Origin of the sequence: Gemmobacter sp., assembly GCF_046292685.1 — a bacterium.
Lineage (GTDB): Bacteria > Pseudomonadota > Alphaproteobacteria > Rhodobacterales > Rhodobacteraceae > Wagnerdoeblera.
The window spans coordinates 1-22,549 of sequence record NZ_JBKBQM010000047.1; the positions used below are offsets into that span (position 1 = coordinate 1).

23 protein-coding genes and 1 pseudogene are annotated in these 22,549 nt (G+C 67.3%); 13 read left to right on the forward strand and 11 right to left on the reverse strand.

Going from position 1 to position 22,549, the window contains the following annotated elements:
* Positions 1-118 (forward strand): annotated as a pseudogene (locus ACK4S2_RS12360) (IS630 family transposase); the annotation flags it as partial.
* 18 nt (positions 119-136) lie between these two features.
* On the opposite strand, the gene ACK4S2_RS12365 reads toward ACK4S2_RS12360, so the two are convergent.
* The gene (locus ACK4S2_RS12365) at positions 137-1,303 is read right to left on the reverse strand and encodes an MFS transporter (protein WP_409624717.1); all 1,167 of its coding nucleotides are present in this window, start codon (positions 1,301-1,303) and stop codon (positions 137-139) included.
* Positions 1,304-1,496: 193 nt separating this feature from the next.
* Between ACK4S2_RS12365 and ACK4S2_RS12370 the strand changes: the two genes are divergently transcribed.
* On the forward strand, positions 1,497-2,084 hold the full coding sequence (locus ACK4S2_RS12370) for a 50S ribosomal protein L25/general stress protein Ctc (protein WP_409624720.1): 588 nt from the start codon (positions 1,497-1,499) through the stop codon (positions 2,082-2,084).
* Between the two features lie 79 nt (positions 2,085-2,163).
* Here the strand turns inward: ACK4S2_RS12370 and ACK4S2_RS12375 are convergent, their stop codons facing one another.
* Positions 2,164-2,487 carry an antibiotic biosynthesis monooxygenase family protein gene (locus ACK4S2_RS12375; RefSeq protein WP_409624723.1) on the reverse strand — a complete coding sequence of 108 codons (324 nt, stop codon included), beginning with the start codon at positions 2,485-2,487 and terminating at the stop codon, positions 2,164-2,166.
* Between the two features lie 162 nt (positions 2,488-2,649).
* Here ACK4S2_RS12375 and pth point away from each other — a divergent pair, with 162 nt between their 5' ends.
* The 6 genes from pth (at position 2,650) to ACK4S2_RS12405 (ending at position 8,327) form a co-directional block, all read left to right on the forward strand.
* Entirely contained in the window at positions 2,650-3,354 is a 705-nt protein-coding gene (gene pth / locus ACK4S2_RS12380) for an aminoacyl-tRNA hydrolase (protein WP_409624726.1), read from the forward strand.
* Between the two features lie 190 nt (positions 3,355-3,544).
* On the forward strand, positions 3,545-4,684 hold the full coding sequence (locus ACK4S2_RS12385; RefSeq protein ID WP_409624729.1) for a TRAP transporter substrate-binding protein: 1,140 nt from the start codon (positions 3,545-3,547) through the stop codon (positions 4,682-4,684).
* Between the two features lie 94 nt (positions 4,685-4,778).
* On the forward strand, positions 4,779-5,354 hold the full coding sequence (locus ACK4S2_RS12390; RefSeq protein ID WP_409624732.1) for a TRAP transporter small permease subunit: 576 nt from the start codon (positions 4,779-4,781) through the stop codon (positions 5,352-5,354).
* Positions 5,355-5,410: 56 nt separating this feature from the next.
* The gene (locus ACK4S2_RS12395) at positions 5,411-6,838 is read left to right on the forward strand and encodes a TRAP transporter large permease subunit (protein ID WP_409624734.1); all 1,428 of its coding nucleotides are present in this window, start codon (positions 5,411-5,413) and stop codon (positions 6,836-6,838) included.
* Entirely contained in the window at positions 6,819-8,165 is a 1,347-nt protein-coding gene (locus ACK4S2_RS12400) for an amidase (RefSeq protein ID WP_409624737.1), read from the forward strand. Before ACK4S2_RS12395 ends, ACK4S2_RS12400 begins: the two co-directional genes overlap by 20 nt.
* Before the next feature lie 3 nt (positions 8,166-8,168).
* Positions 8,169-8,327, forward strand: coding sequence for a hypothetical protein (locus ACK4S2_RS12405; RefSeq protein WP_409624740.1), 159 nt, complete (start codon positions 8,169-8,171; stop codon positions 8,325-8,327).
* A gap of 12 nt (positions 8,328-8,339) precedes the next feature.
* On the opposite strand, the gene ACK4S2_RS12410 is transcribed toward ACK4S2_RS12405, so the two are convergent.
* Both ACK4S2_RS12410 and ACK4S2_RS12415 read right to left on the reverse strand, forming a co-directional pair.
* Positions 8,340-8,882, reverse strand: coding sequence for a VOC family protein (locus ACK4S2_RS12410; RefSeq protein WP_409624743.1), 543 nt, complete (start codon positions 8,880-8,882; stop codon positions 8,340-8,342).
* A gap of 132 nt (positions 8,883-9,014) precedes the next feature.
* A complete protein-coding gene (locus ACK4S2_RS12415) occupies positions 9,015-9,437 on the reverse strand; it encodes a tellurite resistance TerB family protein (RefSeq protein WP_409624746.1) in 423 nt (140 codons plus the stop codon).
* Positions 9,438-9,551: 114 nt separating this feature from the next.
* Here ACK4S2_RS12415 and ACK4S2_RS12420 point away from each other — a divergent pair, with 114 nt between their 5' ends.
* From ACK4S2_RS12420 to ACK4S2_RS12430, 3 genes are all read left to right on the forward strand, one after another.
* Positions 9,552-11,138, forward strand: coding sequence for a lysine--tRNA ligase (locus ACK4S2_RS12420; protein WP_409624748.1), 1,587 nt, complete (start codon positions 9,552-9,554; stop codon positions 11,136-11,138).
* Positions 11,139-11,241: 103 nt separating this feature from the next.
* Positions 11,242-13,260 (forward strand): M3 family metallopeptidase, encoded by a 2,019-nt coding sequence (locus ACK4S2_RS12425; RefSeq protein WP_409624751.1) that lies wholly within the window; start codon positions 11,242-11,244, stop codon positions 13,258-13,260.
* Positions 13,257-14,237, forward strand: coding sequence for an LLM class flavin-dependent oxidoreductase (locus ACK4S2_RS12430; RefSeq protein WP_409624754.1), 981 nt, complete (start codon positions 13,257-13,259; stop codon positions 14,235-14,237). Before ACK4S2_RS12425 ends, ACK4S2_RS12430 begins: the two co-directional genes overlap by 4 nt.
* A gap of 39 nt (positions 14,238-14,276) precedes the next feature.
* Here the strand turns inward: ACK4S2_RS12430 and ACK4S2_RS12435 are convergent, their stop codons facing one another.
* Positions 14,277-15,368, reverse strand: coding sequence for an LLM class flavin-dependent oxidoreductase (locus ACK4S2_RS12435; protein WP_409624757.1), 1,092 nt, complete (start codon positions 15,366-15,368; stop codon positions 14,277-14,279).
* A 112-nt stretch (positions 15,369-15,480) separates the two neighbouring features.
* Here ACK4S2_RS12435 and ACK4S2_RS12440 point away from each other — a divergent pair, with 112 nt between their 5' ends.
* Both ACK4S2_RS12440 and ACK4S2_RS12445 read left to right on the forward strand, forming a co-directional pair.
* A complete protein-coding gene (locus ACK4S2_RS12440; protein ID WP_409624760.1) occupies positions 15,481-16,035 on the forward strand; it encodes a winged helix DNA-binding protein in 555 nt (184 codons plus the stop codon).
* 74 nt (positions 16,036-16,109) lie between these two features.
* Complete coding sequence (locus ACK4S2_RS12445; protein WP_409624763.1) at positions 16,110-17,069, forward strand: magnesium transporter CorA family protein; 960 nt, start codon at positions 16,110-16,112, stop codon at positions 17,067-17,069.
* 34 nt (positions 17,070-17,103) lie between these two features.
* On the opposite strand, the gene ACK4S2_RS12450 is transcribed toward ACK4S2_RS12445, so the two are convergent.
* The 6 genes from ACK4S2_RS12450 to ACK4S2_RS12475 form a co-directional block, all read right to left on the reverse strand.
* Positions 17,104-18,441 carry a glutamine synthetase family protein gene (locus ACK4S2_RS12450; protein ID WP_409624779.1) on the reverse strand — a complete coding sequence of 446 codons (1,338 nt, stop codon included), beginning with the start codon at positions 18,439-18,441 and terminating at the stop codon, positions 17,104-17,106.
* Between the two features lie 5 nt (positions 18,442-18,446).
* Complete coding sequence (locus ACK4S2_RS12455) at positions 18,447-19,298, reverse strand: ABC transporter permease (protein ID WP_409624766.1); 852 nt, start codon at positions 19,296-19,298, stop codon at positions 18,447-18,449.
* Positions 19,295-20,179 carry an ABC transporter permease gene (locus ACK4S2_RS12460; protein WP_409624768.1) on the reverse strand — a complete coding sequence of 295 codons (885 nt, stop codon included), beginning with the start codon at positions 20,177-20,179 and terminating at the stop codon, positions 19,295-19,297. Before ACK4S2_RS12460 ends, ACK4S2_RS12455 begins: the two co-directional genes overlap by 4 nt.
* A 49-nt stretch (positions 20,180-20,228) precedes the next feature.
* On the reverse strand, positions 20,229-20,954 hold the full coding sequence (locus tag ACK4S2_RS12465) for a transporter substrate-binding domain-containing protein (protein WP_409624771.1): 726 nt from the start codon (positions 20,952-20,954) through the stop codon (positions 20,229-20,231).
* Between the two features lie 29 nt (positions 20,955-20,983).
* Positions 20,984-21,763, reverse strand: coding sequence for an ABC transporter ATP-binding protein (locus tag ACK4S2_RS12470; RefSeq protein WP_409624774.1), 780 nt, complete (start codon positions 21,761-21,763; stop codon positions 20,984-20,986).
* 111 nt (positions 21,764-21,874) lie between these two features.
* Positions 21,875-22,549: phosphate/phosphite/phosphonate ABC transporter substrate-binding protein (locus ACK4S2_RS12475; RefSeq protein ID WP_409624777.1), on the reverse strand; the 675-nt coding region annotated here is incomplete at its 5' end.

Sequence of the window (22,549 nt, forward strand, 5' to 3'; positions counted from 1 at the left end):
CCTGCGGAAGGCGGCCGAGCGAACCGTTGCGGCCCTCTGGGACGCCATCGGACGGCTCGTCGATCTCATCACCCCCGGGGAGAGCGCCAACTTCTTCACCGCAGCAGCCTATGAACCACAAAAATCGGGAAACGCTCTAGCGCCCATCGCCGAAGCGGCGCATGGCGGGCGCCAGCACCAGCACCGCCAGCAGCGCCACCGCCGCCACCGCAAAGGCGCCGCGCAGGCCCACCGCGCTGGCCACGAAGCCAAGCGCGGGCGGGCCGAAGAAATAGCCCACGTAGCCCAGCATCGTGGCCCGGGCCACCGCCCGCGCCCGTGCCTGCGGTTCGGCCAGCCGGCCGACCAGCGAAAAGGCCGTGGGCGCGATGACGCTGGCGCCGAGGCCCATGACGATGAAGCCGGCATGCGCCATCGTCGGGCTGGTGGCCGCCGCCGCCCCCAGCGCCCCCAGCGCTGCCAGCACCGCGCCGGCGCCCAGCAGCCGGAACGGATCGACCCGCGCCACCAGCCCCTGGCCTGCCAGCCGCGCCAGGCCCATCGTCAGCGCCAGCACCGCCGGCCCCGCCGCCCCTTCGGACGGGCTGCCGCCCAGGGTGCGTTCGATGTGCAGGGCCGACCAGGCCTCGGCCGCGTTTTCCGACAGGAACGCGATCAGCACCACCGCCCCGCCCAGCAAGGGCAGCACCCCCAGCGCGGCACCGGGGGCGCCCCGGGCCGGGCGCGCCAACCCCTCGATCCGGCCGTCGCGTTCCCAGGCGGCAAGTGCCACCAGCACCGCCACCGCCCCCATCGCCCCGAGCACCGCGTCCGGGCCCTGGCCGGCGCTGCGCAGGGCGCCCGCGGCCAGCGCCGCCGCCGCATAGCCGAAGGAATAGGCGGCATGGCACAGGTTCATCAGGTGCAGGTTGCGCGCATTCTCGATCGCGGCGACGCGGGCGTTCATCAGCACGTCGAGCAGCCCCGTGCTGGCCCCCGCCGCCAGCATCGCCAGCGCGAACATCACCGGCGTGCCCGCCTGGCCGGGCAGCACGAAGGCAAGGCCCATCGCCGCCGTCGTCAGCGGCAAGGCCACCCGCCCCAGCACCCGCGCCGCGGCCGGGGCGGCCAGCATGGCCGAAACCGCCGCCAGCGGCGTGAACAGCAACAGCACGCCCATCCCCGCCTCCGACAGGCCGAGGCGCGCGATCTGGTCGGGCACGCAGGCGGCAAAGGCGCCCCAGAGCACCCCCATTGCCGCAAAGTGCGGCAAGACCGGGCGGGCAGCGCTGAAGGGCAAGGCGGGGCGGCGGGGGGCGGGCATAGGTGCGGGGCTTGGCGGCTTCTGGCGTGGCGCCCGGCCTAGCCTGTCGGTGCCGGCCGCGCAAGCGCCGGGGGCGCCGCTTTGCAGACGCGGGCGACGTTTCCCCCCTTTCCTTCCCGGGGCAGGCCCGCTATAGCCCCCCGGTCGCGTCGCACACCCTTGGAGGGCGGCGGACTGTCAAAGGAGAGAAATCATGGCAAAAGAGATCCCGGATCTGATTGCCGAGGCACGCGCGGGGACAGGCAAGGGGGCCGCCCGCCAGACCCGTCGCGAGACGAAGGTGCCCGGCGTTGTCTATGGCGGCGGGCAGGACCCGCTGCCGATCAGCTTCAACTACCACTACCTGCTGAAGAAGCTGAAGGCAGGGCGCTTCCTTTCGACGCTGTTCAACCTCAAGGTCGAAGGCCACGAGGATGTGCGCGTGATCTGCCGCTCCGTGCAGCGCGACGTGGTCAAGGACCTGCCGATCCATGTGGACCTGATGCGCCTGCGCCGCACCAGCCGCATCAACCTTTTCATCCACGTGGAATTCGTCAACCACGAAGCCAGCCCCGGCCTGAAGCGCGGCGGCACGCTGACCGTGGTGCGCCCGGAAGTCGAACTGGAAGTCACCGCCGGTGACATCCCCGACCACATCACTGTGGACCTGACCGGCAAGAACATCGGCGATGTCATCCACATCAACGATATCCCGCTGCCCGAAGGCGTCGTGCCCACGATCAAGCGCAACTTCGTGGTCGCCAACGTGACGGCGCCGGCCGGCTTCATCGCCGAAGCCTGAGCCGGGCCCAGGGTCGGACGATTGCAGGGGGGGCGGTGCCGCAGGGCGCCGCCCCCTTTGCCTGTGCCGACCTGCCGGCTCAGGCCGCGCCGGCTGCGATGTGCTGCACCGATTCGAAGCATTCCAGCTCGGGCGGGCCAAGGTAGATGTCGCGGCTGCTGCCGGCCTGACCGTGCGCGGCGCGGAAGGCGGCCGATTTCGTCCAGGCGGTGAAGGCCGCCTCCGAGGCCCAGAGCGTGTGGCTGGCGTAAAGCGTGTGGTCGGCTTGCGCCGCACCGCGGAACAGGTGAAAGGCCAGAAAGCCCGGCACCTGCGGCAGGTGGCTGTCGCGCCCGGTCCAGATCGCCTCGAAGGCGGCTTCCTGCCCGGGTTTCACCTTGAAGCGGTTCATCGTCAGATACATGGCGCGGTCCTGATTGCGGGGGAACAGCGGTGTTGTCCTGCGCGGGACGGGGGCGGTCAAGGGCCGGGCCGGCACGATCGCGTCAGCCGCGCCGGGCGCCCGGCGGCTTGACGCCTGCGGCCGGCTGACGCAAACCGGGGCAGGCGGCAACGGGAGCGCGCGATGAAGCTGTGGGTGGGCCTGGGCAACCCGGGCGCGAAATACGCCGGCAACCGGCACAACATCGGCTTCATGGCGCTGGAGCGGATCGCGGCCGATCACGGCTTTGGCCCGTGGCGGCGCGCCTTTCAGGGCCTGGTCAGCGAAGGGCGGTTCGGGTCGGAAAAGGTGCTGCTGCTCAAGCCCGAGACCTTCATGAACCTGTCGGGCCAGGCGGTGGGCGAGGCGGCGCGCTTTCACAAGCTGACGCCGGCCGACATCACCGTCTTTCACGACGAACTGGACCTGGCACCCGGGCGGCTGCGCCTCAAGCAGGGCGGCGGTCACGCCGGGCACAACGGGTTGCGGTCGATCCATGCCCATCTGGGCGAGGCTTATGGCCGCGTGCGGCTGGGCATCGGCCATCCGGGGCACAAGGATGCGGTGGCCGCCTATGTGCTGCACGACTTCGCCAAGGCGGATGCCGACTGGCTGGACGACCTGATGCGCGGCATCTCGGACGGGGCACCGGCGCTGGCGGCAGGCGACGGGCCGGGGTTCCTGAACGCGGTGAACGCCCGGGTGGCCCCGGCGCGCAACAGCGGCGCGCGCGCGCCCGAGGCGCCGGTTGCCCGGCCTGCCGCGGCGAACCCGCCGGCAGGTGCCGCGCCGGGCGGCACGGAGGATACGCGCACCCCCTTGCAGCGGCTGGCCGGCAGGTTCCGCTGAGCGCGGGCGCCGCCGCCCGCCGGATGGCGCCGATTTCCTGCGCCGCAAGGTGGTTTGGCCGGTTCCGGCACGAGGAACCCGCATATTTGGTAAAAAAACCTTACCGCCTCTTGCAATCGTCGGCCGCACCGTTAGTATTGCCGCGATCATAAGGCCGCAGAGCGGCTGCAACCGTCTGGGAGGACAACTGATGACTGCAACCCGCGACACCGGGGCGATGAACCGTCGTTCGTTCCTGCGCAAGGGCGCCTTGGGCGGCGCTGCTGCCGCCGCCACCACGCTTGCCGCCCCCGCCGTGCTGGCGCAGGCGCCGGTGGTGGTGAAGATGCAGACCTCGTGGCCGGCCTCCGACATCTGGATGGATTTTGCCCGCGAGTATGTGACCCGCGTCGAGGAAATGTCGGGCGGCCGGCTGAAGATCGACCTGCTGCCGGCGGGGGCCGTGGTGGGCGCGTTCCAGGTGATGGATGCCGTGCATGACGGCGTGCTGGACGCCGCGCACACCGTGCCGGTCTACTGGTACGGCAAGTCGAAGGCCGCGTCGTTCTTCGGCACCGGCCCGGTGTTCGGCGGTTCGGCCACCACCATGCTGGCCTGGTTCTATCAGGGTGGCGGCAAGGAGCTGTATCAGGAACTGACCCAGCAGATCCTGGGCCTGAACGTCTATGGCTTCATGGGCATGCCGATGCCGGCGCAGCCCTTCGGCTGGTTCAAGGGCGAGGTGAACACCGTCGCCGACCTGCAGGGCTTCAAGTATCGCACCGTGGGCCTGGCGGCCGACCTGCTGCAGGGCATGGGCATGTCGGTGGCGCAGCTGCCGGGCGGCGAGATCGTGCCGGCGATGGAGCGCGGCGTGATCGACGCGTTCGAGTTCAACAACCCCTCGTCGGACAAGCGGTTCGGCGCGCAGGACGTGGCCAAGAATTATTACCTGTCGTCCTATCATCAGGCGTCGGAATCGTTCGAATTCCTGTTCAACAAGGACTTCATGGACGATCTGGCCCCCGACCTGCAGGCGATCCTGAAATACGGCGTCGAAGCCTCGGCCACGTCGAACCTGGCGCTGGCGATGCGCGAATACTCGACCGACCTGCAGAAGCTGCAGGACGAAAACGGCGTCAAGGTGCATCGCACCTCGAAGGAAATCCTGGCCGGCCAGCTGGAAGCCTGGGACAAGCTGATCGTCGAGCTGGAGAAGGACGCCTTCAACAAGAAGGTCATGGACAGCCAGCGCGCCTGGGTGGAGAAGGTCGCCTACTACGAGCTGATGAACGCCCCGGACCTGGGCCTGGCCTACGACCACTATTTCCCGGGCAAGCTCAAGCTCTGATCCCGACACCATCGGGGGCGGGGGTTTCGGTCCCCGCCGCTTTTTGTTTCGGCCCCGCCGGGGCCGCCCCGGCCCCGCCACGGAGTCCTTCCCGATGCAGTCCTACATCCGCTTTGCCGACCGGCTGTCTGCGTGGTTCGGCAAGACCTTCGGTTGGCTTATCATCCTGATGACCGCCGGGATGAGCTTCGAGGTGTTCGCGCGCTACTTCTTCAACGCGCCGACGCCCTGGGCGCTGGACCTGAGCTTCATCATGTATGGCACGCTGTTCATGATGGGCGGCGCCTACACGCTGTCGCGCGGCGGGCATGTGCGGGGCGATTTCATTTACCGCACCTGGGCGCCGCGGCGGCAGGCGATGGTGGACCTGGCGCTGTATGTGCTGTTCTTCTTTCCGGGCATCCTCGCGCTGATCTTCTCGGGCTGGAAATACGCCAGCCGCAGCTGGAGCTATGCCGAGGTGTCGATCAACAGCCCGGCCGGCATCCCGATCTATCAGTTCAAGACGGTGATCGTGGCGGCGGGCATCCTGCTGCTGATCCAGGGCGTGGCGCAGGTGTTCCGCTGCATCCTGTGCATCCGCGACAACCGCTGGCTCGAGGTCGAACAGGACGTCGAGGAAACCGAGCAAGTCCTGCTCAAGCAGGCTGCGCAGTCGCAGCAGTCCTGACACCCGCCGCTTTCACCTGCCCTTACACCCGCGTGCGCGAACCGGAGTAACCCCCCGTGACCGATCCGCAGATCGCCTTGATGATGCTGGCCATTTTCATCGGCTGCGTCTTCCTCGGCTTCCCCATTGCCTTTACGCTGATGGCGCTGGGCATCTTCTTCGGCTATTACGCCTATTACGATCCGGGCCGCATGTGGCGCGCCTTCAACCGGCTGGGCGAGGATGCGGGCTGGTGGGAAAGCACGCGATTGTGGATCGAGGGGTTCTACAACAACCGCATCTTCGACCTGTTCGTGAACCAGACCTATACGGTGATCTCGAACGAGGTGCTGACCGCGATTCCGCTGTTCCTGTTCATGGGCTACATCGTGGAACGCGCGAACATCGTGGACAAGCTGTTCGGCACGCTGGCGGTGGCCACGCGCAATGTGCCGGGGTCGTTGGGCTTTGCCGCGCTGATCACCTGCGCGCTGTTCGCCACCGCCACCGGCATCGTCGGCGCCGTCGTGACGCTGATGGGCATGCTGGCGCTGCCGCAGATGCTGAAGATGCGCTACAACCACAGCTTTGCCTCCGGGATCATCTGCGCGGGCGGCACGCTGGGTATCCTCATCCCGCCGTCGATCATGCTGATCGTCTATGCCGCGGCCTCGGGCACCTCGATCGTGCGGCTTTATGCCGGGGCGCTGCTGCCGGGCTTCACGCTGGTGGCGCTGTATCTGACCTATATCATGACCCGGGCGATCCTGCAGCCACAGCTGGCGCCGAAGCCGACCAAGGAAGAACTGCCCGAGATTCCCTTCGGCCAGATGATGTGGATGCTGGGCACCAGCTTTCTGCCGCTGGCGCTGCTGATCCTGGCGGTTCTGGGCTCGATCCTGTTCGGGCTGGCGACGCCGACCGAGGCGGCGTCGATCGGGGCGCTGGGCGGGGTGGTGCTGGCCATCGCCTACCGGGCCATGACCTTCGAGCGGTTGCGCGAAAGCGTGTATCTGACGGTGCGCACCACCGCGATGGTGTGCTGGCTGTTCGTCGGCTCCTACACCTTCTCGGCGGTGTTCAGCTATCTGGGGGGCGAGCATGTCATCAAGGAATTCGTCGAAGGGCTGTCGCTGACGCCGTTCCAGTTCCTGATCCTGGCGCAGCTCATCATCTTCCTGCTGGGCTGGCCGCTGGAATGGTCGGAGATCATCATCATCTTCGTGCCGATCTTCCTGCCGCTGTTGCCGCTGTTCGGCATCGACCCGCTGTTCTTCGGGGTGCTGGTGGCGCTGAACCTGCAGACGAGCTTCCTGACACCACCGATGGCGATGAGCGCCTATTACCTCAAGGGCATCGCGCCGCCGCAGATCAAGCTGACCGAGATTTTCGCCGGCTCGCTGCCTTATGTCGGCATGGTGTTCATGTGCATGGCGCTGATGTACATCTACCCGGACATCGTCTTCCTGCTGCCGGATGCGATCTATGGCCCATCGGCACGCTGAGATCCTGGCCCTGTCGGCCGTCGCCTTGCGCGACCGTCTGGCGGCCGGGGCGCTGAGCGCCGAGGCGGTGGTGGAGGCTTGCCTGCACCGCATCGCCGAGGCCGAGCCCCAGGTGCAGGCCTGGGCCTGGCTGGATGGCGAAGCGGCGCTGGACCAGGCCCGGGCGCTGGACCGCTGGCGCAAGGCGGGGCGTCCAGTGGGGCCGCTGCACGGGCTGCCGGTGGGGTTGAAGGACATCATCGACACCCGCGGCATCCCGACCGAATGCGGCCTTGCCTCGGAAGTCGGGCGGGTGCCGGCGCAGGATGCCTGGATCGTGGCGCGGCTCAAGGCGGCGGGCGCCGTGATCCTGGGCAAGACGGTGACGACCGAGGGCGCCTTTCTTGCGCCGCCGAAAACCCGCAACCCGCACAACCCCAACCATACCCCCGGCGGGTCGTCCTCGGGGTCGGCGGCGGCGGTGGCGGCGGGCATGGTGCCCCTGGCGGTGGGCACGCAAACCGGCGGATCGGTGATCCGGCCGGCGGCCTATTGCGGCGTGGTGGGGCTGAAACCCAGCTTCGGGCTGATTCCGCGCACCGGGATTCTGACGCAATCGCCGTTTCTGGATACGGTCGGGGTCTTTGCCCGGTCGGTCGAGGATGCGGCGCTGCTGGCCGGCGTGCTGGCCGGGCACGATGCGGCCGACAGCGCCACCGAACCGCGCCCCGACCCGCGGCTGCTGGAAACCGCCCAGGCCAAGGCGCCGGTGGTGCCGATGTTCGCCATCGTCCGCCCGCCGGGATACGACGATGCCGACCCCGACATGCGCGCCGCGATGGAGGAACTGGCCGAGGTTCTGGGCGAGCAATGTTTCGAGGTGCCCTTCGGCGGTTTCGACGAGGTGGCCGATGCCCGCGCCCGCATCAACTTTGCCGAGATGGCCAAGTGCTACTACGGGCTGGAGCGGCGCGGCCGCGACACGATGTCGGACCATCTGAAGGGGGCCATCGACCAGGGCAAGGCGGTGCTGGCGCGCGACTATCTGGCGGCGCTGGACTGGCGCGTGCTGCTGAACGGTGCGCTGGACCCGATTTTCGACCGTTGCGATGCCATCCTGTGCCCTTCGGCGCCGGGGGCGGCGCCGACGGCGGAAACCACCGGGTCGGCCATCTTCAACGGCATCTGGACGCTGGCCGGGGTGCCCACCCTCACGCTGCCGGCCTTCAGCGCCGCCAACGGGTTGCCGATGGGCTTGCAACTTGTCGGCCGGCGCGGCGATGACGCGCGGCTGTTGCGCACGGCCCGCTGGCTGGCCGCGCATCTGGAAACGCTGGAAAGGGACTGACTCATGGACAAGCTGGTTGCGGTTGTCGCCTATCTGATCCTGCTGGCGTTTCTGGGCATCCTGCTGTGGCACGTGCCGCGGCTGGACCTGACGCTGGTGATCGGCCTGACGGTGGTGCTGGCAGGGTGGGATCTGGTGCGCAGCCTGCGCGAAGGCGCCTGAGGCGGCGCCGGCTCAGCCCTTGCCCAGTTCGCGGGCGTGCAGCCAGGCAGCGTGCTGCGGCGCGCGCCGGGTGCGGCTCCATTCTTCGAGCATGTCCCATTTCACCGCATCCAGCCGGGCGAGAAGTTCGTCCTCGGCCGGGTCGGGGCAGGCAAGTTCGATCCGGTGCCCGTTCGGATCGAAGAAATAGATCGAGTGAAAGATCGAGTGGTCGGTGACGCCCAGCACCTCAACCCCGTTCGCCTCCAGATGCGCCTTGAAGGCCAGCAGTTCGGCGCGATCCTTCACCTTGAAGGCGATGTGCTGCACCCATTTCGGGGTGTTCGGGTCGCGCCCCATTTCGGGTTTGGTGGGCAGTTCGAAGAACGCCAGCACGTTGCCGGCACCGGCATCCAGAAACACGTGCATGTAGGGGTCGGGTTCGTGGGTCGAGGGCACATGATCCTCGGCGATGGCCAACACGAAATCCATGTTCAGCATGCGGGTGTAGAAGTCGACCGTCTGTTTCGCGTCCTTGCAGCGATAGGCGACGTGGTGGATGCGGTCGATCTTCATGGCGGGCTCCGGGCTGATTTGGTTGCATATGCAACTAAAATGCGACGCGGTCAAGCCGGCCCGGCGGCGGCGCAAACGAAAACCCCCGGGGTGCGGAACCCCGGGGGTGTTGGTGGACCGATGTCGGCAAGGTCAGGCGCGCTGATGCCGGGCCCTTGCGCCTTGTTCGATGGCGGCGGCGTGCAGGCGGCTGACGTTCAGCTCGTGCCGCACCTCCTCGAGCATGCGCAGTTCGGTGTCGCGCAGGGTGCCGTCCGCAGCGGCCACGTCGCAGGCCAGCGCATAGGCGGTTTCATAAAGCCGTTCAGGCAAGGCATCGCGCACCAGACCGAATAACGCATCAAGGCCGTCTTCCTCCTCCAGCAGGTCGAACACGGTTTGCGACACGCGGCGGATGCGGTCGGGATCGTATTCGGCGAACACCGGCATGTGGTTGACCATGCGCTGAATCGCCACCAGTTCGGCGGTGCGCATCTGTTCGTCCGAAGCCGAGACCGCGACCATCACCATGATGAGGGCATCCTGTGGGGTAAGCGAGGCGGTTTCGGTGGTCATGGCGGCTCCTGCACGGGTATTCTGGGTGCAGATTATTGACCTATCGCGGCCCCGGCAATAGACGGCGAAGGCCGGGCAGGCACGGGGCCTGCACGGTTTGTTGAGGATGCGCCGATGTCCACCCTGCGTGACGCCGCGATGAAGTCGAAAGCCTGGCCGTTCGAGGAAGCGCGCCGCATCCTGAAACGCTATGAGAAGAAGCCGCCGGAAAAGGGCCATGTGCTGTTCGAAACCGGCTATGGCCCCAGCGGGTTGCCGCATATCGGCACCTTCGGCGAGGTCGCGCGCACGACGATGATCCGCCGCGCCTTCGAGGTGATCAGCGACATTCCGACGCGGCTGGTCTGCTTTTCCGACGACCTCGACGGCATGCGCAAGGTGCCCGACAACGTGCCCAACCGCGAGCTGCTGCTGGCCAATGTGCAAAAGCCGCTGACCTCGGTGCCCGACCCGTTCGGCGAATACGAAAGCTTCGGCCACCACAACAACGCGATGCTGCGCCGGTTCCTCGATACCTTCGGGTTCGAATACGAATTCATCAGCGCGACCGAGTTCTACCGCTCGGGCCGGTTCGATGCGGTGCTGCGCCGCGCGGCCGAACGCTATGACGACATCATGGCGGTGATGATGGCGTCCTTGCGCGAGGAGCGCCAGCAGACCTATTCGTGCTTTCTGCCCATTCACCCCGAAACCGGGCGCGTCCTCTATGTGCCGATGAAAGAGGTCAACGCCAAGGACGGCACCATCACCTTCGACGACGAGACGGGCCGCGAATGGACGCTGCCGGTGACCGGCGGCCACGTCAAGCTGCAATGGAAGCCCGATTTCGGTGCCCGCTGGGCGGCGCTGGACGTGGATTTCGAGATGTATGGCAAGGACCATTCCACCAACACGCCCATCTACGACCGCATCTGCGAGATCCTCGGCGGGCGGAAGCCGGAACACTTCACCTACGAGCTGTTCCTGGACGATCAGGGCCAGAAGATTTCCAAGTCAAAGGGCAACGGGCTGACCATCGACGAATGGCTGACCTATGCCGCGACGGAATCCCTGTCGTATTTCATGTATCAGAAGCCCAAGACGGCCAAGCGGCTGTGGTGGGACGTGATCCCCAAGGCGGTGGACGAATATCACCAGCAACTGCGCGCCTATCCTGCGCAGGATATCGACGCGCAGGTGAACAACCCGGTGTGGCACATTCACGGCGGCCAGCCGCCGGCGTCCGACATGGTGGTGCCGTTTGCGATGCTGCTCAACCTCGCTTCGGTGGCGGGGGCGACGGATGCGAAGGGGCTTTGGGGCTTCATCCGCCGCTATGCGCCCGAGGCCAGCCCGGAAACCAACCCGCAACTGGATCAGGCCGCGGGCTTTGCCGTGCGCTATTTCGCCGATTTCGTGGCGCCCAAGCGCGTGTTCCGCCTGCCGACCGAAGCCGAGCGTGCCGCGATGGCCGACCTCCTGGCGGGTCTGAACGCCTGGGGCGACCGCCCGGTCGAGGACGAGGCGCTGATGAGCCTTGTGCGCGACACCGGCAAGGCGCACGGCTATGAAAACCTGCGCGACTGGTTCAAGGCGATCTACGAGGTGATGCTCGGGTCGTCCGAAGGGCCGCGGCTGGGCAGCTTCATCGCGCTTTATGGCGTGGCGGAAACGGCGGCGCTGCTGGACCGGGCGTTGGCAGGCAAGCTGGTCGCGGCATAGCCTGCGCGCCCCGCGGATCGCGGCGATTTGCCGGGGCAAACCGCCGGGGGTTCTTTTCGTTGCCGGCCGGCTGGCCTAGGTTCGGCAACGAAGGAGACCTGCCATGACCAATCCGCTGCTGGCCGACTGGACCACGCCGTTCGCGCTGCCCCCGTTCGATGCGATTTCCGATGCCGACTTCGCCCCGGCCTTCGATGCCGCGCTGGCGGCGGCGCGCGCCCGCGTCGCCGCGATTTCCGCCGACCCGGCGGCGCCGAGCTATGCCAACACCATCGAAGCGCTGGAGCTGGCCGAAGACGAGCTGGACCGCGTGTCGGGGGTGTTCTTCAACCTTTCGGGCGCCGATTCCAACGACGCGCGCGAGGCGTTGCAACGCGACCTGGCGCCGAAGCTGTCGGCCTTTGCATCCGAAGTCACCAACGACCGCCGCCTGTTCGCGCGGATCGAGGCGCTTTGGGCGCAGCGCGACTGCCTGGGGCTGGATGCCGAACAGGCGCGGGTGCTGATGCTGTATCGCCGGATGTTCCTGCGGGCCGGCGCCGCGCTGGAAGGGGCGGCGCAGGCCCGCATGACCGAGGTGAAGGCGCGGCTGGCCGTGCTGGGTACCACCTTTTCGCAAAACCTGCTGGCGGATGAACGGGCCTGGTTCATGGACCTGGCCGAGGCCGATCTGGACGGGCTGCCGGGCTTTGTGGTGGATGCCGCGCGGGCCGCGGGGGCCGAACGCGGGCGGCCCGGGCCGGTCGTCACGCTGAACCGCAGCCTGATCGTGCCGTTCCTGCAATTCTCGCCCCGCCGCGACCTGCGCGAACGCGCCTTCCGCGCCTGGGTCGCGCGCGGCGCCAACGGGGGCGAGACGGACAACCGCGCGATCGCGGCCGAGATCCTGGCCTTGCGCCACGAACGCGCGCAGCTGCTGGGCCATGCCGATTTCGCCGCCTGGAAGCTGGAAACCGAAATGGCCGGCACGCCTGACCGGGTGCGCGAGCTGTTGATGCGGGTCTGGGCCCCCGCACGCGCGCGGGCCGAGGCGGATGCCGCCGCGCTGGAGGCGATGCTGCATGCCGACGGCATCAACGGCGCGCTGGAACCCTGGGACTGGCGGTATTATTCCGAAAAGCGGCGCAAGGCCTTGCACGATTTCGACGAGGCGGCGCTGAAGCCCTATCTCTCGCTCGATGCGATGATCGCCGCGGCCTTCGATTGCGCGCACCGGCTGTTCGGGCTGGAGTTCCGCCCGCTGGAGGTGCCGCTCTATCACCCCGACGCTCGCGCGTGGGAGGTAACGCGGAACGGCGCGCATGTGGCGGTGTTCATCGGCGACTATTTCGCGCGCGCCTCCAAACGCTCGGGCGCCTGGATGAGCGCATTCCGCGGGCAAAGGAAGCTTGGGGGCGAACGGCGGCCGATCATCGTGAACGTGTGCAACTTTGCCAAGGGCGACCCGGCGCTGCTGTCCTGGGACGATGCGCGCACGCTCTTTCACGAATTCGGCCATGCGCTGCACGGGATGCTGTCGGATGTGACGCATGGGTTCGTCTCGGGCACCTCGGTGGCGCGGGATTTCGTGGAACTGCCCAGCCAGCTTTACGAACACTGGCTGTCGGTGCCGCAGGTGCTGGAAACCCACGCCCGCCACTGGCAGACGGGCGAACCGATGCCCGCCGCCTTGCGGGAAAAGCTGCTGGCGGCGCAGACCTATGACCAGGGCTTTGCCACGGTGGAATATGTCGCCTCGGCGCTGGTCGATCTGGCGTTCCACACCGGCGCGCCGCCGGCCGACCCGATGGCGAAGCAGGCCGAGGTGCTGGACGCGCTGGGGATGCCGCGCGCCATTGTCATGCGCCATGCCACCCCGCATTTCGCGCATGTGTTCTCGGGCGACGGGTATTCGGCGGGGTATTACAGCTACATGTGGTCCGAGGTGATGGACGCCGACGCCTTTGCCGCCTTCGAGGAGGCCGGCGACCCCTTCGACCCCGCCACGGCGCGGCGCTTGGAGCGGATTCTGTCCTCGGGCGGGGCGGAGGAGGCGGAGGCGCTTTACACCGGGTTCCGCGGCCGGATGCCGGGGCCCGAGGCGCTGCTGAAGGGCCGCGGCCTGCTGGACGACGCGGCATGAAGTATTCGGTTCTGGACCTGGCGCCGGTGCCCGAGGGCAGCGATGCCGCGGCGGCGCTGGCCAATGCGGCGGCGCTGGCGCAGGTGGCCGAAGGCGCCGGCTACACCCGTTATTGGCTGGCCGAACATCACAACATGCCCGGCATCGCCAGCGCCGCCACGGCGGTGGTCATCGGGCATGTGGCGGCGGCTACCCGCACGATCCGGGTGGGGGCCGGGGGCATCATGCTGCCCAACCATGCGCCGCTGGTGGTGGCCGAACAGTTCGGCACGCTGGCCACGCTGTTTCCCGGCCGCATCGACCTTGGGCTGGGCCGCGCGCCGGGCACCGATCAGGCCACGGCACGGGCGCTGCGGCGCTATATGGCGGGGGCAGACACCTTTCCCGACGATGTGGTGGAATTGCTGGGATACCTGGGCGACGCGACCGACAGCCCGGTGCGCGCCTATCCCGGCACGGGCACGCATGTGCCGCTCTATATCCTCGGGTCGTCCACCTTCGGGGCGCAGCTGGCGGCATATCTGGGCTTGCCCTTTGCCTTTGCCAGCCATTTCGCCCCCGATTTCCTGCATCAGGCGGTGCAGATCTATCGCGCGCAGTTCCGCCCCTCGGGCTGGCTGGACCGGCCCTATGTCATCATGGGGATGGGCTGCTTTGCCGCCGAAACCGACGAACGCGCGGCCTATCTGCGGTCGTCCATGCAGCTGGCCTTTGCCAACCTGCGCACGGGGCGGCCGGGCAAGCTGCCCCGCCCGGTCGAGGGGGTCGAGGCGCTGATCCCGCCGTCGGTGCGGGCGGGGGTGGACCATGCGCTGTCCTGTTCGGTCACCGGCGGAAGGGCCACGCTGCGCGACGGGTTCGCCCGCCTGACCGCGCCGGTGCAGCCCGACGAGGTGATCCTGGCCAGCCAGATCCACGACCCGCAGGCGCGGGCCGAAAGCTATCGCATTGCGGCCGAGGTGCTGGCGGCGTTGTGAATGGCGGGGCGCCGGTGCAAACCGGCGCCCCGTCCCCTGTCAGCGGATGCCGGCGCGTGCCAGGCGCGGCAGAACCTCGTCGGCGAAGTAGGGGAATTCCTTGACGTAATCCACGAAGGACAGCGTGGTGCCGGCAAACCCGGCCTCATGCAGGCTGATGATGCCGGCCGCGACCTGATCGGGCGTGCCGATCAGCGGGAAGCCGCCATGCCCCAGCGCAAAGCCATAGCGGATCTGCGTCAGCAGATCGTGCGGGAAGGACAGCGCATGCGCCAGTTGCAGCCGGATCAGGTTGTCGGTCGCTTCCCAGTCGGCGTTTTCGTCCACGATATAGTGCACGTAATCGCGCGCCTCCTTCTCGGTCGGGCGGCAGACGACGTGGCTGAAGGTCAGCACGCCCACGTTGCGGTTCTTGGCCGCGGCCTGGGCCTTGAGGGCGGCGATTTCCTCTTTTGACCGGGCAAGGTCGATGGCCGGGGTGAACAGGAAGTTCGCGTTGTCGGTGGCGAATTCGCGGCCCTGGGGGCTGCCCGCGGCGTTGATGATCGGCACCGAGCCGCGCACCGGCGCGGGGTCGCCCTTGAGCCCGCGGATGTTGCGGAAGTGCTTGCCGTCCCAGTCGAAATGCTTGTCGCTGGACCAGATCTTGCGGATCAGGTCATACCATTCCTGGGCATAGCTGTAGCGGCTTTCGTGGTCGTCGGGCAGTTCCATGCCCAGGGCTTCGTATTCGGGCTTGTTCCAGCCGGCCACGATGTTCAGGCCGGCGCGGCCGTGGCCGATCTGGTCGATGGTGGCGATCTGCTTGGCCACCACGACGGGGTGGTTGGCGGTGGTGTGGATGGTGGCGAAGACGGTGATGTTTTCGGTGCTGGCCAGCAGGCCCGCCGCCCAGGTCATGGTTTCCAGCACGCCGCCGTGAAAGTCGGTCGGGCCGCCATAGCCGATCCAGCGCGCGATGGGCAGCATGAAGTCGATGCCCGCTGCATCCAGCATCTTGCCCAGCTTCAGGTTGTTGTCCCAGCTGTTCACCCAGCGATCGGGCGCCTGGGTCGGCGTCATGCCCGACGAACAGTTGGTGGAAAACGTGCCCAGCTTGAAGCCGCCGGTCAGCATCCGGTTTTGGGTCATGGTCGGTCCCTGTTGAAGGTTAGATGGTATTTTATGTTTGAAAGTCTATCGTAAATTCGCGTTGCGTCAAGTGTCTTGAACAGGCATCCTGCGTGCAGGAGGCAGGCAGCACATGGCACGAAAACCTTTGCAGGATCAGGGTGATGCCAGCGAAAAGGGTCTGGATTACCGCTGGCATCTGGCGCAAAGCCCGCTGGAGATCGACACCACCGAACTGGAATTCGCCCTGATGCGCACGTTCGAGGGATTCGGGCGCTGGCAATCGGAATGCCTGGCTTCGGTGTGCGACCTGTCGGCGACGGGGCCGGAAAACGCCATGCTGCATGTGATCCGCATGAACGAACGGCCCAAGACCATCAAGGATCTGGCGCGGTTGACCAACCGCGACGACATTCCGAACATCCAGTATTCCTTGCGCAAGCTGATCGCGGCCGGGCTGGTGGTGCGCAAGGGCGCGGGGCGCAGCGGCGTGACCTATGAGGTGACCGAGGAAGGCCGCCGCGTGACCGAGGATTACGGCGCGGTCCGCCGCCGGTTGCTGCTGGCGGCCATCCAGAACCTGCCGGGGTTTTCCGAACGCCTGGCCGAGGCGACGCGCACGCTGAACCTGTTGTCGGGCCTGTACGAGGAGGTGGCGCGCGTCGCGGCCACGCACCGGCGCGGATAGCCGCAGCCGCACGGCAAACCCTTGACCTTTCGCGGCACTCGGACAACCTGCGGCCAAACGTCAGGAGGTGCGCCATGCTTTACGCCTATGTGCCCGACGGCCCGCGCCTTGCGCGGCTGGCCCCCGATGCCGGGTTGGCGTCCGCGCGCTGGATCGACCTTTACCGCCCCTTGCCGGCCCAGGTCGAAGCAGTTGCAGCCCTGGGCATCGAGGTGCCGACCCTGGCCGACATGGAGGAGATCGAGCTTTCCAACCGGCTTTACCGCGACAACGGGATGGATTTCCTGACGGTGGTCCTGCCCGGCAAGGACGTGGAAGGCGAACAGGTGACCGGGCCGGTCACCTTCATCCTGACGCCCGACCGGCTGGTGACGGTGCGTCACCACGACCCGCAGCCGTTTTCCACCTATCCCGAACGCGCGCAGAAGGTGGGGCCGGGCATTACCCAGCCCGAACACCTGTTCCTGTCGCTGGTCGAGGAAATCATCGGCCGGCAGGCCGACCTGCTGGAAAGCGTCGGGCGCAGTCTGGATGGCATCGGGCGCCGGGTCTACCGCGACGGGCAGGCCGCCAACGCCGAGACCTTGCAGGCCTTGCTTATGCAGATCGGGCGGGAAAGCGAACTGGTGGGCCGGGTGCGACTGGGCTTGCTGACGATGGAGCGGGCGATCAGCTATTTCGGCCAGGCCTTGCCCGAACGGCCGCGGGGCAAGGCGCTGACCGGCACCATCAAGGGCCTGATGCGCGATATCAAGGCCCTGGAGGTGCACGCCGATTTCCTTTCGTCGCGCGTGGCGATGGTCACCGAGGTAACGCTGGGCATGATCAACCTCAGCCAGAACCAGACGATCAAGATCGTGTCGGTGGTGGCGGTGGTGTTCCTGCCGCCGACGGTGATCGCCTCGGCCTATGGGATGAACTTTGCCAACATGCCGGAACTGGAATGGACCTGGGGTTACCCGATGGCGCTGGGGCTGATGCTGGCCTCGGCGGTGGGGACGTTCGTCTTTTTCAAATGGCGCAAGTGGCTGTGACCGGCAGCGCCGGCCACAGCGCAGCGATAACGGTTCAGACCGTGTCGAGGTAAAGTTCGACCTGTTCTTCGGGCGTCAGCTCGGCCATGTAGTGCAGTTCCTGCCGTTTGGTCAGGATGTAGTTGCGCACCAGTTCTGGCGCGAACAGCCGCGCGATGATCGGCGAGGATTCGAAGGTGTCGATCGCCGCTGCCCAGCTTTCGGGCAGTTGTTTCAGGTCGGGCATGGCATAGGCGTTGCCGGTGACCGGGGCGGGCGGTTCCTTGCCGGCCTCGATCCCTTGCAGTGCGGCCCCCAAAATGGCGGCCAGCATCAGATAGGGGTTGACGTCGCCCCCGGCCACGCGGTGCTCGATCCGCCGCGCGGCATTGCTGCCCGAAGGCACCCGCACGGCCACGGTGCGGTTTTCATAGCCCCAGCAGATCGCGGTCGGCGCGTGGCTGCCCGGGACAAGCCGTTCGTAGCTGTTGGCATGCGGTGCAAAGACCAGTGCGGAATCGTGCATCGCCTCCAGGCAGCCGGCGATGGCATGGCGCAAGAGCCGGGTGCCTTCGGGCCCGCCGTTGTCGAACACGTTGCGCCCGCTGTCGTCGATCAGGCTGAAATGGGTGTGCAGCCCGCTGCCCGAATATTCCGGGTAAGGCTTGGCCATGAAGCTGGCGGCAAATCCGTGCCGCCGCGCCAGCCCCTTGACCAGCATCTTGAACAGCCAGGCGTCATCGGCGGCGCGCAAGGCGTCGTCGGTGTGCATCATGTTGATTTCGAACTGCCCCAGCCCCGTTTCCGAAATCGCGGTATCGGCGGGAATGTCCATCGCCTCGCATGCATCGTAAAGGTCGGTGAAGAAGGTGTCGAAGGCATCGAGCGCGCGGATGCTGAGCGTTTCGGCCGCCTTGCGCCGTTTGCCCGACCGCGGGCTGGGCGGCACCTGAAGCGTCTTGCCGCTGTCGTCGATCAGGAAGAATTCCAGCTCCATCGCCACCACGGGCGTCAGGCCGCGGGCCTTGAACCCTTCGACGACCGAGCGCAAGGCATGGCGCGGGTCGCCTTCGTAGGGTTGCCCGTTTTCGCGGAACATCCAGATCGGCAGCAGCGCGGTGGGCGCCTCCAGCCAGGGCATGGGCATGAAGCCGCGTTCGGTCGGGCGCAGGATGCCGTCGGCATCGCCCATTTCGAACACCAGGGGGCTGTCCTCGATATCCTCGCCCCAGATGTCGAGGTTGAGCACCGACATGGGAAAGCGGGTGCCGTTGCGGATGACATTCTCGGCAAAGCGCGCGGGAATGCGTTTGCCGCGGGCCTGACCGTTCAGGTCGGCAGCCGCAACGCGGATGGTGCGCACATTGGGGTGTTTGCGCAGCCAGGTTTGCAGGTCTTTCATCGGATGAACTGCGGCCGGTAGCGAAGCTTGGGCCGCGCCTCTCTTGGCAGGTGCCGGTTGAGCCGCCGGTTGATTGCGCCGTAAAGCGCGATGATCCCCAGGGTCGCCAGAATGAAATAGGCGGCGATGATCGGATAGGCGACAAAGGGGTTGAAGGTCTGCTGGGCGAAATAGCTGGCGTAATACAGCGCGTCGCCCGATTGCTGCCAGGCCGGAAAGCCCGAAAAGAACACCAGCGTGGTGGCGTGGAACAGGAAGATCGCCTCGTTGGTATAGCTGGGCCAGGCCAGCCGCAGCATGGTGGGCCAGACGATGCGGCGAAACCGCGCCCAGCCCGACAGGCCATAGGCATCGGCCGCCTCCAGATCGCCGCGCGGCACCGAGCGCAGCGCGCCGTAGAAGATTTCCGCAGTATAGGCCGAGGTGTTGAGGAACAGCACGATCAGCGCCCCGAGCCAGGCGCGCGTGAGCCAGCTGGTGGACACCGAAAGCTCGACCAGCCCCAGATCCAGCGTGCCGGTGACCCGTGGCAGTTGCTGGAACGCCTCGTAGGCAAAGAAGAACTGGATGAACAGCGGGCTGCCGCGAAAGACGAAGATGAAGGCATTGGCCGGCGCACGCAGCGCCCGGATGGGGCTGGCCTTGGCCAGGGCCACGGCGGTGGCCAGCCCGAACCCCAGCGCCACCGCCAGCACGGCGAAATAGAGGTTCCAGATCATGCCCGACCCGATCAGCACGATCTGGTCGCACAAGGAAATATCGGCGCCCTTGGGCAGCAGCGTGGCGCCGAACTCGCGCCCCAGCGCGCGCAGGCCGTATTCCGACAGGGATTCGGCGCAGGTTCTCATGCCGCACCCGCCTTGCGCAGCGCCTCGCCGGCGGCGGTGGCCTGCCCGACCGACAGCCGGTTCTGCACGCGGGCGAACACCCGTTCGCTGGCCCAGGTCAGCCCGAGGTAGAACACCAGCAGTGCGAGGAAATACCACACCCGCCAGTCCGGGTGCGGGTAAGCATAGACCTGGGTCTTGGACCCGCCCAGCTCGCGCGCCCAGTAGACGATGTCCTGGATGCCCAACAGGAACAGCAGGGGCGTCGCCTTGACGAGGATCATCCACAGGTTCGTCAGGCCCGGCAGCGCATAGACCCACATCTGCGGCAGGATGATGCGGCGGAATGCCTGGGCGCGGTTCATGCCATAGGCCTCGGCGGTTTCCACCTGCGCGCGCGGCACGGCCTCCATCGCGCCTTTCAGCGTGTTGGCGGCAAAGGCGCCGAACACCAGCGCAAAGGCCAGGAGCGCCAGCGCAAAGGCATAGGCATCGTGCACATAGGCCGGCGCGGTGGATTGCGGGATCTTGGCCTGCGGGCAGACCACGAAGTCGGCGCCGCGGCGCACGGGTTCGGTCCAGTCGGCGCAGCGCGTCACGTGCATCAGGTATTCCAGCCCCTGGTCCACCGCGATCGGCACGAACAGGAAGAACACGATGTCGGGCACCCCGCGCACCATCGAGATGTAGCCCTTGCCGACCCAGGCCAGCGGCGGGATGTGCGAGCGCGCCATCAGCGCACCGCCGAACCCGAACATCAAGGCCGAAGGCGCCGCCAGCGCCAGCAGCAGCATGACCGTCAGCACCGACCAGTACATCGCCAGATGCGTGGCCGAGGTCAGGTAGCACGCGAACCACGCGGCACCTTCGAGGGTCTTGGGATCGGCGCAGAAGGCGAACATGGGCAACCGCAGTTGCGGCGGGGGGATGCCCCCGCCGCGGTGTCGGGGATCAGAACTTGGTGGCCTCGGGGCCGAACCACTTTTCGATCAGGGCGTTCAGGCTGCCGTCGGCCTTCATCGTGGTGATGGCGGCGTCGAACTTTTCGCGCAGCTCGGTATCCGACTGGCGCAGGCCCATGCCCACGCCGCCGCCCAGCTGCACTTCCTCGCCGGCCCAGACCAGCTTGCCGCCCGATTCCTCGACGATGGGCTTCAGGAAATCGCGGTCGGCGAACACGGCATCGGCCTCGCCGTTGCGCACGGCGGCAACGGTTTCGTCCGGCGTGGCGAATTCCACCAGCGTGGCGCCCGATTCCGCAACATAGCCGGCCTGGATGGTGCCGGTCTGTGCGGCCACCACGCCCTTGAGGTTGGCATCCGCCGACAGCGCGACATAGGCCGAGGACGCCGGCGGGAAGTAGTTCTGGGTGAACGAGATCACCTTGGCGCGTTCCTCGGTGATCGACATGCCGGCGATGATGGTGTCGTAGTTGCCGGCCGTCAGGTTCGGGATGATCGAATCCCAGTCGGTCGTGACCCATTCGCAGGTCAGCTGGGCGCGCTTGCACAGCTCGTCGCCTACCTCACGCTCGAAGCCGTCGACCTGCTTGGTCTGGTCGTTGATGAAGTTGAAGGGCGGGTAGGCGCCTTCGGTGCCCATGCGCACCACCTGTTGCGCCATCGCGGCGGTGGCGGTCAGCGCCAGCACGCCCAGGGTCAAGGCCAGTTTTCTCATCTTGCGTCCTCTTTGCGGGGGTTGAAGGGTCAGTCTGCCATAGTGGCCGACAGGAACTGCCGCAGCCGTTCCGATTTCGGCGCGCCGAACAGGGCTTCGGGGGGGCCTTCTTCCTCGATCAGGCCCTTGTGCAGAAAGATGGTGTGGTCGCTGACATCGGCGGCCAGCTTCATGTCGTGGGTGACGATCAGCATGGTGCGCCCTTCGTCGGCCAGCGCCTTGATGACGCGCACGACCTCCTGTTCCAGCTCGGGGTCGAGCGCGCTGGTCGGCTCGTCGAACAGGATGGCGCGCGGCTCCATGCACAGCGCGCGGGCAATGGCGGCGCGTTGCTGCTGGCCGCCCGACAGTTGCGCGGGCCAGGCATCGGCCTTGTCGGCGATGCCCACCTTGGCGAGGTACTCGCGCGCCTTGGCCTCGACCTCGGCACGGTCGCGGCCCAGCACGGTGACGGGGGCCTCCATCACGTTTTGCAGGATCGTCAGGTGCGACCACAGGTTGAACTGCTGGAACACCATCGACAGGTTGGTGCGGATGCGCCGCACCTGCGCCTTGTCGGCGGGGTGGCGGTGCAACCCGGTGCCGCGCCAGCGCACGGGCTCGCCTTCGAAGATCACTTCGCCTTGCTGGCTGTCCTCCAGCAGGTTGCAGCAGCGCAGCAGCGTGGACTTGCCCGAGCCCGAAGACCCGATCAGCGCCACGACATGCCCCCTTGGTGCCACAAGGTCCACGCCCTTGAGCACTTCCAGATTGCCATAGGCCTTGTGCAGGCCGCGAATCTCGATCACCGGCGCGTCGGACGCGGTCACGGCATTTCCCTGTCGGTTTCTTGTCGTTGACTGGCAGTAGGGCCGAAACTCTGCGCCATTGCAACGGCGATTCTGCCGATTCTGCCGGGTTGCGGCAATATTTTGATCAATTTATGCGGCAGAACGCCGGGGCTCCGGCGGAATCGGCACCGCAAGGTAGCTTTCCGCCGGGATTACCGCGATGCCGCGCAACCCCAGCATGGCACGGTCGTCTGCGGGCATGGCCGCGATGGCGGCGGCCAGGGCATCGCGCAGCGGTGCCGGATCGCGCCCTGCGGCGGTGATGAAAGGCAAGGCCGGGGTCGGGCGGGTGTGGCCGATGACCTTCAGCGCGGCCGACCAGTCGTCCCAGCGCCGGATCATGGCCCAGGTCTGGGCGTCGAGCGCGGCCCAGTCCGCCCGGCCTTCGGCCACCGCCAGCGCCGAGGCACGGTGGCTGCCGGTTTCCAGCGCCGGCACCAGCGCGATGCCGTGGTCGCGGGCGTGTTCCCAGATGGCGCCCCAGCCCGATTGCGACAGGGCGTCGTTGTAGGCCAGCGGTGCCCCGGCAAAGGCGCCCGGTTCGCCGCGGGCATCGTCGGCGCGGGCCACCAGAACCGAGCGGTAGAACCCCGGCGCACAGCCCGTCAGGCCGTAATCCGGGCTTGCCACCAGGGTGACACGCCCGTGCAACCGGCTGCGATAGGGCAGGCCGCAGGTTTGCGACAGCACGAGGTCGGGCGCGGTCCAGTGGTCCCACAAAGGCCAGCGCCCACGCACGAGTGTCTCGGGCGCGGCGAGTCCGGC